The organism is Lawsonibacter hominis, from assembly GCF_014287895.1.
GTDB classification, from domain to species: Bacteria; Bacillota; Clostridia; order Oscillospirales; family Oscillospiraceae; genus Lawsonibacter_A; species Lawsonibacter_A hominis.
In genome coordinates, this window is sequence record NZ_JACOPP010000002.1 from 241,213 (window position 1) to 254,748 (window position 13,536).

Below are 13,536 nucleotides of genomic sequence, written 5' to 3' on the forward strand. Positions count from 1 at the left end.
GGCGAGGGAACCTCCCCCGCCCCGCTGGTATCCAGATGGCTTTCGTTACGATACGTTCCCCCGCAGCGCAGTGCCGCCCTGTTCGGCGCGCAGGGCAGCGCCGCCCAGGCGGGGCCGCTCGGTGCGCTCAGGATCATGCTCGACGGCGGGCGGCACGTGATCCGCTACGCTCTCCGGCGTGATGGTGACCTTGGTAATGGTGGGGTCGGAAGGTACGTCGTACATCACCCGGGTCATGACCTCCTCCAACACGGCCCGCAGTCCCCGGGCGCCGATCCCGCGCTCGATGGCCTGGTCCGCAGCCGCTTCCAGCGCGGCGGGCTGGAACTCCAGATCCACCATATCGTACTCCAGCAGCTTCTGGTACTGCTTGACCAGGGCATTTTTGGGCTGTGTGAGGATACGTACCAGCTGCTCTTTGTTCAGGGCGCTGAGGGTCGTGATGACCGGCAGGCGGCCCACCAGTTCCGGGATGATACCGAACTTCAGCAGATCGTGGGGCTGGACCTGCTTGAAGACAGCGGTATTGTCCTTCTCACGCTTCCGCTGAATCTCCGCGCCGAAGCCGATGGTCTTCTTATCCAGCCGCCGCTCGATGATCTTTTCCATCCCGTCAAACGCGCCGCCGCAGATAAAGAGGATATTTTTGGTGTTGATCTGAATGAATTCCTGATGGGGGTGCTTGCGCCCGCCCTGGGGCGGGACGTTGGCCACGGTACCCTCCAGGATCTTCAGCAGAGCCTGCTGCACGCCCTCGCCGGATACATCCCGGGTGATGGAGGTATTCTCGCTCTTGCGGGCAATCTTGTCGATCTCGTCTACATAGATGATGCCCCGCTCCGCCAGCTCCACATCATAGTCGGCGGCCTGCACCAGACGCAGCAGGATGTTTTCCACGTCGTCGCCCACGTAGCCTGCCTCGGTCAGCGTGGTGGCGTCGGCGATGGCGAAGGGCACCTTCAGGATGCGGGCCAGGGTCTGGGCAAAGAGCGTCTTGCCGCAGCCGGTTGGCCCCATGAGCAGAATGTTGCTCTTTTGCAGCTCCACATCCTCCCCGCCGCCGAAGTAAATGCGCTTGTAGTGGTTGTACACGGCAACGGACAGGGCGACCTTGGCGTCCTCCTGTCCGATGATATACTGGTCCAGGACATCACGGATCTCCCGGGGCGTGGGGATCACGTCCGGGATATCGGGAGAAAACGGCTCCTCCGGGTCGTAGGTGTCGTCCAGGATGCTCATGCACAGATGGACGCACTCGTTGCAGATGTAGGCGCCCGGGCCTGCGATGATACGGTTCACCTGCTCCTGATGCTTGCCGCAGAAAGAGCAGCGGACCGATTTGTTGCGTTCGTCGTTTTTCGGCATTGTGTTACCTCAACTCAAAAAGGTTCCGGAACCCCCGTTCCAACCGGCGCGCGGAGGGTGACGGAGGCGGTTTCCGGGAGAAGACCGCAAGGGAGCGGGGCCGATGGCATCCCCGCTCCCCTATGATTCGATCAGCGCTGATAGATGACCTTGTCGATCAGGCCGTATTCCTGGGCCTCCTCGGCAGACATGAAGTTGTCCCGCTCGCAGGCGGCGGTAACCTCCTCCACACTTTTACCGGTGTTGCCGGCCAGGATGTGGTTCATACGCTTTTTGATGATCTCCAAGCGCTTCAGATGGATCGCCATATCGGTGATCTGGCCCTGGGTGCCGGCAGAAGGCTGATGGATCATGATCTCGGCGTTGGGCAGCGCCAAACGCTTGCCCTTGGCGCCGGAGGACAGCAGAAACGCGCCCATGCTGGCGGCCATACCGATGCAGATGGTGGAAACGTCACACTTGACGTACTGCATGGTGTCGTAGATGGCCATACCGTCGGTGACGGAGCCGCCGGGGCTGTTGATGTAGAACTGGATATCCTTATCCGGGTCCTGGGCTTCCAGATACAGCAGCTGGGCCACCACCAGGCTGGCCGTGGTCGCGTTGACCTCCTCGCCCAGGAAGATAATGCGGTCGTTGAGCAGCCGGGAGAAAATATCATAAGACCGCTCGCCCCGGTTGGTCTGTTCTACTACATAGGGAACTAAGCTCATGGTTTTGGATCTCCTTTTATTTGATGTCGGAGCCGGCTGCCCGGCTCTGACCATCCCACCACCGGCGGGCAGTCACACACCACAGTATGCCCGCCGTACGGCAACTTATTCCTCTGCCTTGCCCTCGTCCACAGAAGCCTCTTCTTCCTCCGCCTTCTTGGCGGTCTTCTTCCGGGCCGTGGTCTTCTTGGGCTTCTCCTCGTCCTCGCCGGCCGGCTCTTCTTCCTCCGCCTTCTTGGCGGTCTTCTTGGCGGCCTTCTTCTTGGCAGCCGGCTTGCCCTGCTTGGCGCTGTCCAGGATCACGCGCTCCGCCTTCCGGTCCAGCAGCTCCTTCCGGACATCGTCGGCGGAGAGGTTGGTCTTCGCCTCTTCCTCGCTGACCTTGTACTGCTCGGCCAGGCGCTTGTACTCCGCATCCAGCTCCTCGTCGGTGATCTCCAGCGCCTCGGCCGCAGCTACGGCGCTCAGCGCCAGTTCACGGCGGACCCGCTCCAGGGCAGCGGTCTTGGCCTGCTCGCGCATAATGTCCATATTCATGCCGGTCATGGCCAGATACTGCTCAAAGGGGATGCCCTGGGCCTGGATGCGCTGAGCCATATCGTTGACGAGCTGCTCGGCGCGGAAGTCCACCATCGCGTCGGGGATCTCCACTTCCATATTGTCCATGACCTGGGTCATGATCGCTTCCTCAAAGTCCCGCTGGGCCTGGGTCTGGCGGCGCTCCCTGAGCTTGTCGGCCAGATCCTTCCTGAAGTCGGCCAGGGTATCGAACTCGGACACGTCCTTGGCAAACTCGTCGTCCACCGCAGGCTCCTGCTTCTCCTTGACCTCGTTGACCTTCACCTTGAAGACCACGGCCTTGCCGGCCAGATCCTCGTGATAATCCTCGGGGAAGGTGATATCCAGCTCCTTCTCGTCGCCCGCCTTGGCGCCCACCAGCTGCTCCTCGAAGCCGGGCACGAAGGAACCGGAGCCCAGCTCCAGGCTGTGGCCCTCGGCCTTGCCGCCTTCAAAGGGCACACCGTCCTGAAAGCCCTCGAAATCAATGACCACGGTATCGCCGTTTTGGGCCTCCCGCTCCACGGTGACCACACGGGTAGCGCGGCTGATAAAGGGCTTGAGCTCATTGTCGATGTCCTCGTCGGAGATGGTGACCTCGTTCTTCTCGGCCGTCAGGTCCTTATAGTCGCCCAGCTTGACCTCGGGACGAACGGTGACCACAGCCTTGAAGGTCAGCCCCTCCTTGCCCACGTCCACAATCTCCACCTTGGGCCAGGCAACGGCGTCCAGCTTCTCCTGCTCGATCGCCTGGGCATAGGCCTCAGGATAGATTTCGTTGATAGCGTCCTCATAGAACACGCCGGAGCCGTACATCCCCTCGATGATCTTTCGGGGGGCATGGCCCTTACGGAAGCCGGGCACGCTGATATTGCCGCGCTGCTTCTTGTAGACCTTCTCGACGGCGGCTTCGAATTCCTCCTTGCCCACCTCGATGACCAACTCGACCGTGCTCTTCTCCTGTTTCTCGACGCTCTTGACATTCATGTTGTTTACTTCCTCCTGTCAGGCCCCGGAGCGCCGCTTTCGCGCCAACGGTGCCATCTTTCGCGTTATCCGCTCTATACTATCAGATATGCAGGAAAATTTCCATACTTTTTTTGCATTATTCGCAGATTTTTTGTGGGCGGAAGCCCAGGTAGTCGGCGGAAACCAGATGATATTCCACCGCGCCGTACCGCCCCTCCACCGCCAGCTTATGGCTGCCGCCGTGGAGATGGCCGTAATAGCAGCGCTCCACGCCGTACTGCTCCAGAAGGGCAAGGATCTCCGGACAGGTATAGCCCTGATAGCAGGGCGGGTAGTGGAGAAAGCACAGCTTCGGCCGCTCCCCCGCCGCCTTCAGGGAGGCCTCCAGGCGGATCAGTTCCCGCTTGAAGACCTTCTGTTCCCCCTTTTCCTCATAAAACCAGCCCCGGGTTCCGCACAGGGCATATTCCCCGTATTCATAGCAGTTATTGTGAAGGATATTCAGGCTTTTCCAGCCGTGCTCCGCAAAAAAGCGGTTCATTTTTGCGGAGGTATTCCACCAGTAATCGTGGTTTCCCTTCAGCAGCAGCTTGCGGCCCGGCAGCGCGTCCAGAAAGGCAAAATCCCGCGCCCCTTCCTCCAGGCCCATGGCCCAGGACAGATCGCCGCAGAGCACTACCGTGTCCTCCGGCCGCACTGCCCGGAACCCCTCTCTCAGCTTATCCACATACCCTTCCCAGCCGCCGCCGAACACATCCATGGGCTTATCGGAGGCCAAAGAGAGGTGGGTATCCCCGATCGCGTACAGGGCCATCTTATTTCAGCAGCTCCAGGACCTGGTCCACCATATGGTCCTTCTCCACGTTCTGTGCAAAGCGTACGCTCTTGTCCTTCAATCCGGCCAGCGGCGCGGGGGCGGCCACGCCCGTCCGGGCGGAGAGCTGTTCCAGAATGGCGGTGCCCTGCTCCAGCTCCGTAACGCCCAGAGCGCCCAGCACGCTGTCGCAGAACTTGAACGGACTGGCGGTAGAGGCCACCAGAGCCGGCGATGCATCCCCCGTCTCCTTTCGGTACTGGTCCAGTACCTCGAAGGCGACGGCCGTGTGGGGGTCGATCAGATACTTATGCTCGTTCCACATGCGGCCGATGACCTGCTGGGTACGCGTGTCGTCGCAGTACCCGGCGGCAAAGAGCTTGCCCAGCTTATCCCTGAGGACGGGACTCACCTCGTAGCGGCCATCCTGGTTCAATTGGGCCATATAATCCCGCACCTCGGCGTCGTCATGGCCGGTGAGGGCGAAGAGCAGCCGCTCCAGATTGGAGGAGATGAGGATGTCCATGGAGGGGGACATGGTATTATAAAAGGTGCGGTTACGGTCATATACGCCGGTGCGCAGAAAATCGGTCAGCACATTGTTGGAATTGGAGGCACAGATCAGCTTTCCGATGGGCACGCCCATGGTCTTTGCATAATAGGCGGCCAAGATGTTGCCGAAATTTCCGGTGGGCACGCATACGTTCAGCGCTTCGCCCTTCTGGAGCTTCCCATCCCGCATCAGGTCGCAGTAAGCGGAGATGTAGTAGACGATCTGCGGCAGGACGCGGCCCCAGTTGATGGAATTGGCGGAGGAGAGAAAGAAGCCGCGCCCGGCCAGCTGCTCCCGCAGAGCGGGGTCGGCGAAGAGACGCTTCACGCCGGTCTGGGCGTCGTCGAAATTGCCCACTACGGAGCACACGCCCACGTTTTCGCCCTCCTGGGTGACCATCTGCAGCTGCTGGATGGCGGACACGCCGTCCTTGGGATAGAAGACAAGGATACGGGTCTTCTCCACATCCTTGAAGCCCTCCAGCGCGGCCTTGCCCGTGTCGCCGGAGGTCGCCACCAGGATGCACACCGTCTTCTCCTCCTGGTTCTTCACCAGCGCGGCGGAAAGCAGGTGGGGCAGCATCTGCAGCGCCATATCCTTGAACGCGCAGGTGGGGCCGTGCCACAGTTCCAGGCAGTAGGTGTTCCCGTCCACGTCCCGGACCGGAGCCACCGCCTTCACATCGAACTTATCCGGCCCATACGCCCTGGAGGCAAAAGCCGAGAGCTCGGAAGAGGTGAAATCATCCAAAAAGCTCCCCATGACATAGACGGCCCGCTGCTGATAGGACATGTCCCGCATGGTCTCCAGGGCGTTCTGGGACAGCTTGGGGAAGACCTCCGGGGTCATCAGTCCCCCGTCTGCAGCCAGTCCCTGGGCGATGGCCTGGGCGGCCGTGCGCCGGTCCTCCTTGTTTCTCGTGCTCACATAGTACATACTTCGCTCACTACCCTCATTAGATTCTCGAAAAACAGAGCGCGCAAAAGCGCCTCGCTGTAATTTCGCTGCAAAAGCCGTTCCCAGAGCCGGTCCAGGTCCTGGATGCCTTTGATCCCTTCCGGCAGGAGGGAACAGCCGTCCAGATCGCCGCCCAGGCAGACGTTTTGTTCGCCCCCCAGTTCCAGCCAATGCTCCAGATGGGCCACGACCGTATCCACGTCCGCCCGTTCCCCCAGGAAGCGGGCATACAAATTCAGCCCGGCCACGCCGTTGTGGTCTATTATGGCAGTAAATTGCGCGTCGGTCAAGCTTCTGGGGTGAGAAAATACGGCTCTGGAATTGGAATGGCTGGCCAAAAACGGGCCGTCTACCCGCTCCGCCACGTCCCAGAAGCCCGGGTCGGACAGGTGGGAGACGTCTACCAGCATACCAAGCCGCCCCATTTGGTCCACAAACGCGCGGCCCTGGGCGGACAGGCCCCGGTCCGTCTCCTCGGCATTGCTCCCGGAGAGGTCGTTGGCGTGGTTCCAGGTGAGGTTCACCGCCCGCACGCCCAGACGCCAGGCCTCCTCCAGCCGCTCCAGAGAGCAGTCCAGCAGTTCCCCGCCCTCGGCGGACAAAAAGGCCGCGGTCTTCCCGGCGGCAAAGGCGTCCGCCGCCTGGTCCGCCGTGCGGCAGTGGACGACCCGGTCGCGGTTCTCCGCCATCTCCCGCTGGAACACGGCGTACTCCTCCCGGAACAGCTCCCCCAGCCGCAAGCGCCGCAGATCCCTGCCCGGGAAGTCCTCCGCCGCGCCGAAGAGGGCAAAAAACTGGGCGTAGCGGCGGTATTTGCCCGCGCGCTCCAGATCCACATGGCCCTCGTTCCTCCGCAGGCTCCCGCCGTATAAGTAACGCTGAAGGATCGTGTCGCAGTGCCCGTCAAACAGATCGATGGTGCTGTGCATGGTCCCTGCCACCCCTTTCAAAAGGCGTTTAAGACATATTGTATTTGAGGGCGCTCCGTGCCCAGGCCCCGGGGCGCGTAGACCTCCGCCACATCAAACCGGGGCTGGAGACCGCCGGCCGGATGCTCTGCCAGCCAGCACTCCGCCGTGATACGCAGCTTCTCCTGCTTCCGCCGGTCCACAAAAGCCCGCGCCGGGGCAAAGGCGCCGCTTTTCCGCAGCTTTACCTCTACAAACGCCAAATAACGCCCGTCCTCCGCGATCAGGTCGATCTCGCCGAAGCGGGAACGATAGCCCGCAGCTACGATACGCCAGCCCCGCCTTCGCAGGTCTTCCGCCACCAGGGCCTCCCCCCAGCGGCCCAGCAGCTTTGCCTCTGCCCCGCTCACAGCTTTTTTAAAAAAGTCCTGCGGTGGATGGGACAGGGGCCGTATTTCCGCAGCAGCTCATAATGACGGCGGGTTGGGTAGCCTTTATGGCGCTCAAACTCATATTCCGGATAGCGCCGGGCCATCTCCTCCATATAGCGGTCCCGGCTGACCTTGGCCAGGATCGAGGCCGCAGCGATGGAGGCCGACAGGCTGTCTCCCTTTACAATCGCGCGGTGGGGCGTGGTGATCGCCGCCGCCCTGCCGCGATCCCGGTTTCCGTCGATCAGGGCAAAGTCTGCGGCCGGGGCAAGCCCGTCGATGGCCCGCTGCATGGCCAGTATCCGGGCGCTGAGGATATCGGTCTCGTCGATCTCCCGTTCATCCGCCCAGGCCACCGCCCAGGCCGACGCCTGTTCCCGGATGCGGTCAAAGAGGCGTTCCCGGCGCTTTGGGCTTACCTGCTTGGAGTCGTTGAGTCCCTCCAGCTTCCATTCCGGCGGCAGGATCACCGCCGCGGCATAGACCGCGCCGGCCAGAGGGCCGGCCCCGGCCTCATCCACACCGCAGACCAGCGCTGCGCCTTCCGCCCAGCAGGCCCGTTCCGGTTCCCACAGATCCATCGCGTCTCCCTCACTCCACCGGCGGAAGTTCCAGCGTAATATTTCCTAACGTTCCAGACCGGTATTCGTCCAGCAGTACCTTGGCCATGCGCTCCGTATCCACCTCGCCGCCGGAGATGAGGAAGCCACGCTTACGGCCGCAGGCTTCCAACAGCTCCCACCCCTGCCCGGACAGGTCCGCCGGGATCTGATACCGCTGCTCCAGCGCATTGGGGTAGCGTGCCGCCAACAGCTCCAGCAGGCGGCAGGCCAGTGTTTCCGCGTCCATGACCTCGTCCTTCACCGCACCGGTAAAGGCCAGGTGCAGCCCGGTGGCCTCATCCTCGAACTTCGGCCACAGGATTCCGGGAGTATCCAACAGATCCAGTCCCGCATCCACGCTGACCCACTGCCTGCCCCGGGTGACGCCGGGCCGGTTCCCCGCCTTGGCGGATTTCCGCTTTGCCACCTGATTGATGAAGGTGGACTTGCCCACGTTGGGTACCCCCACTACCATCACCCGGATGGGGCGGCCTACCATCCCTTTGGCCTTCCACTGCTCCAGCTTCTCTTTCATTGCATTTTTTATGGTAATGGAAAACTGGTTGACACCCTTTCCATCCCTGGCGTTGGTCTCCAGTACCGCCCATCCCCGCTCCCGAAACCAGGCGCACCAGGCCCTCGTCCCCGCAGGATCGGCCTGATCGGCCCGATTGAGTACGATCAGGCGGGGCTTCTCCCCCACCAGCTCGTCCAGATCCGGGTTCCGGCTGGAGACGGGGATGCGTGCATCAATGACCTCGGCCACCAGATCCACCAGCTTCAGGTCTGCCTGGATCTGCCGCCGGGTCTTGGTCATATGGCCGGGATACCATTGGATGTTCATGCTCCAGCCTCCTTTTTTGCTAATTTTAATATTATACACAATATCTGGTGGTTTGAAAAGGGGGAGAACAGCAAAAAAGCGGGGGCCTCCCCCCGCTTTTTTGCTGTAATATCCTTATTTGAGCCAACCGATGGAGACGCACCGGCTGTCGCCGTACCAGGTCACGTTCCGGCCCAGGCCCTCGAACAGGGCGCGTACCGCCACATAATCCACGCCGTCTACGGTCTTGACGGGCAGCTTGATGGACTTGCCGTTCAGGGTGACCAGCATGCTGGCGCCGTCGGCGCGCTTCTCCGCGCTGATGCCGTTGATCACATCGTTGAGCGGCACATAGATCTTGCCCGGCTCTACGATCAGCTCGCTGTTAAAGGTCAGGGGCAGGCCATTCCACATGATGGTGGGAACAGAGGTATCCTTCTGATAGACCACTTCGCCGCCGGAGACGGTCAGCAGCGCCTGGATGTCCTTGATATCCTCCTCCGGGCAGGTCATGTAGTCCCGGTCGATGACCACGAAGTCGGCCAGCTTGCCAACCTCCAGGGAGCCCTTGAGGTCCTCGTTGAACTCACCGTAGGCGGGCCAGTTCGTATAGGAGCGCAGGGCCTCCTCGCGGGTCATGCACTGCTCGGGGTGCCAGCCCTCGGGGGGCTCGCCCAGGCGGCTCTTGCGGGTCACCGCCGCATAGAGGCTGTGATAGGGGTTGACCAGTTCCACCGGGGCGTCCGTTCCGTTGATGATAATGCTGCCGCTGTCGATGATGGTCCGCCAGGCATAGGCGCCCTTGATGCGCTCGGTGCCGATGCGGTCCTCGGCCATCAGCATGTCAGAGGTGGCGTGGGTGGTCTGCATGGAGGGCAGAACCCCCATATTGATGGCCCGCTGGATGTCGTCCAGGGTCAGGATCTGGAAATGCTCGATCCGCAGGCGGTGGTCCTCTCTGGGGTTCTCCGCCAAGACCTTTTCATAGCAGTCCAGAAGCTGGTGGTTGGCCGCGTCGCCGATGGCGTGGCTGCCCATCTGGTAGCCGTTCTCATAGGCCAGCTTCACCAGAGCATACATCTCGTCATCGGTATAGCGGTTGTTGCCGGTATGACCGGCCCGGTCGCTGTAATCCTCCAGCATGGCGGCGGAGCGGGCACCCAGAGAGCCGTCGCTGAACAGCTTGACCGCCCGCACGTCCATGTGGTTGTTGTACAGGCCGCCCTGAGGCGCGGTGGTGCGCAGGTAGTCGGCCTGCTCGCCCTCTGTGGAGGACAGGGACATCAGCAGATAGGAGCGCAGTTTGAGCTGTCCGCTCTCGTACAGCGGCCTGTAAACCTCGTTCAGGTACTCCACGGAGGTACCGGCGTTCATGGCAGAGGTCAGGCCGTAGGAGAACAGCTGCTCCTGGGCCATCAGCAGGGCATCCTTCTTCTGCTGGATAGTGAAATCGGGGATCAGGCCGCTGATGGGGTACATGGCGGTATCAGTCACGCAGCCCAGCAGCTCGCCGCTGTCCGTCTTCAGGTATTCGCCGCCCTGGGGATTGGGGGTGTCCTTGGTGATGCCGGCCAGCTCAAAGGCCATGGAGTTGACCCAGCACATATGGCCGTCTGCCCGGCTCAGGTAGACCGGGTTGTTGGGGGCCACTGCGTCCAGGTCCTCCTTGGTGGGATAGTCGGTGTTCTCCCACACGGTGTTCAGCCAGCCGCTGCCCTGGATCCACTCGCCGGGCTGGGCCTTCTCAGCCTCCGCCTTCACGGCCGCCAGGATGACGTCCTTCGGCTTCCAGAAGGCGTCGATAACCAGCATGTCCTCTCCCAGGCCGTTGATGTGCATATGGCCCTCGATCAGGCCGGGAATGACAGTCTTGCCGCCCAGATCCACGACCTTGGTATTCGCGCCGATGTAAGCCTCCACACCGGCCTCGTCCCCCACATAGACCAGGCGGTCGCCCTGGATTGCCAATGCGGTGGCAATGGAAAACTCTTCATCTACAGTATAAATTTTGCCGTTGCGATAGACACTGTCGGCGGCCTGCGTCCCGGCCGCCATCGCAGGGAGCATGGAGAGAAGCATTGTGAGAGTCAAGAGCATTGCCAGAATCCTGCCGAAACGTTTGCGTGACATGGTTGTTCCTCCCTTTATAATCTTCTTTCTGGTCTTCCTGGTCTGCGCGTGACTGACCCCAATCCTCCTTTCCTCTTGGTTAGTAACTATAGCGTAACATCTTTCCGTTGTTTAGGCAAGTATAACTTTAAATTTTTTTCAGTTTTCTCCCGCTGTTTTTGGTCACATTTACAATATAACCAAAAAGGAGAGGCATATGCCTCTCCTTTTTGGGGGACGGATCTGTTTTAAATGCGCTCTTTGACCTTGGCGCTCTTGCCCATACGGTCCCGCAGATAGTACAGCTTGGCTCGGCGGACTTTGCCCTTGCGAACGGTCTCGATCTTTTCGATCGTGGGCGCATGGATGGGGAAAACCTTCTCCACGCCGACGCCGTAAGACACGCGGCGGACCGTGATGGTCTCCTCGATGCCGCCGTGCTTCTTGGCGATAACGGTCCCCTCGAAGACCTGGATACGCTCGCGGTTGCCTTCCTTGACGCGGATGTGCACCCGAACGGTGTCGCCCACATTGGCCGCGGGGGGCGCTTCCTTCTGATACTTGCTGCTGAATGCCTGCATGAGATCCATAGTCGTTTCCTCCTAGTTTATAGGCGTTCATGCCGGCTCTTTCACGCCGCCCGGTTCCGGGCGGCAGCCGCAGAGGACCACCCTTTATTGAGACCGTAATAGTTTACCATACGGCGGATCGGATTGCAAGCAGATTTTAAAGAGATCGCAAGGAAAACGCCGCGCGATCCGGCAGGGGGCATTTGCAGAAGACCTTGCGTCCCGCCAAGGGGCCAACGATTCGGAACCGGCCACAGGCGCAATCGTGCGCTGCCGCTTCATCCCCTTGCCCGTGCGCCTCCTCTTCGCGCCGTCCAAGGCGAGAGCAGCAGCCACAAAGCCGTGATCAGCAGCGTCAGGTTCGCCTGTCCCCGCAGCGTCAGCAGCAGACTGCCCAGGGTCAGGGCCAGGGATACTGCAGACGAGGTCGCGGCCACGATCCGTTCCGCCTTCTCTTCCGTTTCCAGCAACGCCAGCAGGCACCACAAGCACCGCCCGCCGTCCAGCGGGGCCGCCGGCAGCAGATTAAAGCCGGCAAGCGCCAGATTGAGTCCGGCAAACAGATAGGCCCTCTCGTCCCCTCCTCCTGCCATATGGACGGCGGCGCCGGCGCAGAGAAGGTTGGCTGCCGGACCGCCCAGGGCAGCCAGGAGCTGCCTGCCATAGCCCATCGGGTATCGAGCGGACAGCTTCAGCTCCGCGCCCACGCAGGTCAGCCGCAGCAGCGCCACCCGTCCGCCCAGGCAGCGGATCGCCAGCCCGTGCCCCAGCTCGTGGAGTGCGCAGGCCGCCGCGGCCCAGAACAGCAGATTCTCCGTATCCAGATAAAACAGCAGCGCCGCAACCAGCAGGAACCCGCCGCTGATCTCCACATGCCTCCAGCGCAGCATGCTCAGGCCGGATTGATATAATAGGCCGGATTGAGCAACACGCCGTTGAGCTTCATCTCAAAATGGAGATGCGGCCCGGTGGAATTGCCCGTAGCGCCGGAGAGCGCCACCCGCTCTCCGGCCTTCACGGTCTGGCCCTGCTGTACCAGAAGCTCGCTGCAATGGGCATAAAAGGTGGTCAGTCCCCCCGTATGCCTCAGTTGGAGGTACTGGCCATAGATCTCGCTCTCCCCAATATAGTCCACCGTCCCGTCCGCAAACGCCAGCACATCCGTTCCGCTGTTCACCCCCAGATCCACGCCGTTGTGAAACTTCTCGCCTCCATCCACCGGGTGTTCCCTCCAGCCGAAATCAGAGGAGATCCACCCCAGTGCCGGGGTGACCGTCTCGGTCACCCCGAGTACCTTTAAATTGTATTTATCCATCGTCGCATTGTCCGGAAGCGCAGGGCCGTCATAGGCCATGTGCTCAACCGCCGGCTCCGGGGTGGGCGTTGGCTCCGGACTGGGGGAGGGCTGCATAGGCACCGGCTCTCCCGGCTCCGACTGTATTCCGCCGCCGTTCAGCCAGTGGGATACCGGCGTGACACGCTGCGGATATCCGCTGAGAAAGGCATTCTGCGCCTGAAGCGTAGGCGCCTGCTCCAGCGTCAGTCCGCCGGAGACGGTCACCGTCCCGCCGCCAAACACATCTACCCACAACTCGCCCAGGGTATCCAATACCGGCTCCCCCTCTGAGATGGAGCGGCCCAAGCTGACAAAGGCAGCCCGGAAATCCGTGTCCGAATGCAGCGTGCTCAAAAGCTGCTCCCGCACCGCCTCCACCTTATCCGGAAACACGCCCTTTCCAATGAAGACCACGAGGAACAGTACCACGCAGACCACAAGCTGCAGTAACCTCCGTCTCTCTCGCGTGCCCAGTACCGTTTTTCCGCCGCTTTTCCGCCGGGATGCCGCTCTGCGTCCACGGCTCTGCTCCTGCCGCTTCTTTTCCCACTCCCGATAGGTCGTTTCCATACCGGCGCCCTTCCCTTCTGTAACGCTTTTTGAGTTCAGGACATGTATATGCGGCCAAGCCGCCCGCTATACCATCGGTCTGCAGGAAATCGCTCCTCCGTCGCTCCAAACAAAAGAAGCGGCCCAAAGCGGCCTTGTCATGAACTGCCCCAGGTTGTGCGGACCGTACAAAAAGGGACCCTGGCAGGAACTATTGAGTGTTATGTGGAGAGGCGACGCGCAAGCGGCGCCTCTCCAGTCTTTAGCTGAATGTGCTCAT

General features: G+C 61.4%; 13 protein-coding genes. All 13 read right to left on the reverse strand.

The window, feature by feature from the left end; genetic code table 11:
* Positions 1–45: 45 nt before the first annotated feature.
* The 13 genes from clpX to H8S57_RS03030 all read right to left on the reverse strand — a co-directional run bounded on the left by clpX (position 46) and on the right by H8S57_RS03030 (position 13,277).
* On the reverse strand, positions 46–1,365 hold the full coding sequence (gene clpX, locus H8S57_RS02970) for an ATP-dependent Clp protease ATP-binding subunit ClpX (protein WP_186906576.1): 1,320 nt from the start codon (positions 1,363–1,365) through the stop codon (positions 46–48).
* Between the two features lie 131 nt (positions 1,366–1,496).
* Positions 1,497–2,132 (reverse strand): ATP-dependent Clp protease proteolytic subunit, encoded by a 636-nt coding sequence (locus H8S57_RS02975; RefSeq protein ID WP_186906577.1) that lies wholly within the window; start codon positions 2,130–2,132, stop codon positions 1,497–1,499.
* A gap of 51 nt (positions 2,133–2,183) precedes the next feature.
* Entirely contained in the window at positions 2,184–3,623 is a 1,440-nt protein-coding gene (gene tig, locus H8S57_RS02980; protein ID WP_186906578.1) for a trigger factor, read from the reverse strand.
* 118 nt (positions 3,624–3,741) lie between these two features.
* Complete coding sequence (locus H8S57_RS02985) at positions 3,742–4,419, reverse strand: metallophosphoesterase (RefSeq protein WP_186906579.1); 678 nt, start codon at positions 4,417–4,419, stop codon at positions 3,742–3,744.
* Position 4,420: 1 nt separating this feature from the next.
* Entirely contained in the window at positions 4,421–5,908 is a 1,488-nt protein-coding gene (gene thrC, locus H8S57_RS02990) for a threonine synthase (protein WP_186906580.1), read from the reverse strand.
* On the reverse strand, positions 5,896–6,858 hold the full coding sequence (locus tag H8S57_RS02995; protein WP_186906581.1) for a dipeptidase: 963 nt from the start codon (positions 6,856–6,858) through the stop codon (positions 5,896–5,898). The genes thrC and H8S57_RS02995 overlap by 13 nt, the downstream gene beginning before the upstream one ends.
* 17 nt (positions 6,859–6,875) lie before the next feature.
* A complete protein-coding gene (locus tag H8S57_RS03000; protein WP_186906582.1) occupies positions 6,876–7,247 on the reverse strand; it encodes a YraN family protein in 372 nt (123 codons plus the stop codon).
* Complete coding sequence (gene rnhB / locus H8S57_RS03005) at positions 7,244–7,849, reverse strand: ribonuclease HII (RefSeq protein ID WP_186906583.1); 606 nt, start codon at positions 7,847–7,849, stop codon at positions 7,244–7,246. The genes H8S57_RS03000 and rnhB overlap by 4 nt, the downstream gene beginning before the upstream one ends.
* 10 nt (positions 7,850–7,859) lie before the next feature.
* Positions 7,860–8,714, reverse strand: coding sequence for a ribosome biogenesis GTPase YlqF (ylqF, locus tag H8S57_RS03010; RefSeq protein WP_186906584.1), 855 nt, complete (start codon positions 8,712–8,714; stop codon positions 7,860–7,862).
* A 114-nt stretch (positions 8,715–8,828) separates the two neighbouring features.
* Positions 8,829–10,823 (reverse strand): amidohydrolase family protein, encoded by a 1,995-nt coding sequence (locus H8S57_RS03015; RefSeq protein WP_243204659.1) that lies wholly within the window; start codon positions 10,821–10,823, stop codon positions 8,829–8,831.
* Between the two features lie 227 nt (positions 10,824–11,050).
* Positions 11,051–11,392, reverse strand: a complete 342-nt coding sequence (rplS, locus tag H8S57_RS03020; RefSeq protein ID WP_186906585.1) for a 50S ribosomal protein L19 — start codon at positions 11,390–11,392, stop codon at positions 11,051–11,053.
* Between the two features lie 257 nt (positions 11,393–11,649).
* Positions 11,650–12,261, reverse strand: coding sequence for a site-2 protease family protein (locus tag H8S57_RS03025; protein ID WP_186906586.1), 612 nt, complete (start codon positions 12,259–12,261; stop codon positions 11,650–11,652).
* A 2-nt stretch (positions 12,262–12,263) separates the two neighbouring features.
* The gene (locus H8S57_RS03030; protein ID WP_186906587.1) at positions 12,264–13,277 is read right to left on the reverse strand and encodes a M23 family metallopeptidase; all 1,014 of its coding nucleotides are present in this window, start codon (positions 13,275–13,277) and stop codon (positions 12,264–12,266) included.
* Between the last annotated feature and the right edge of the window lie 259 nt (positions 13,278–13,536).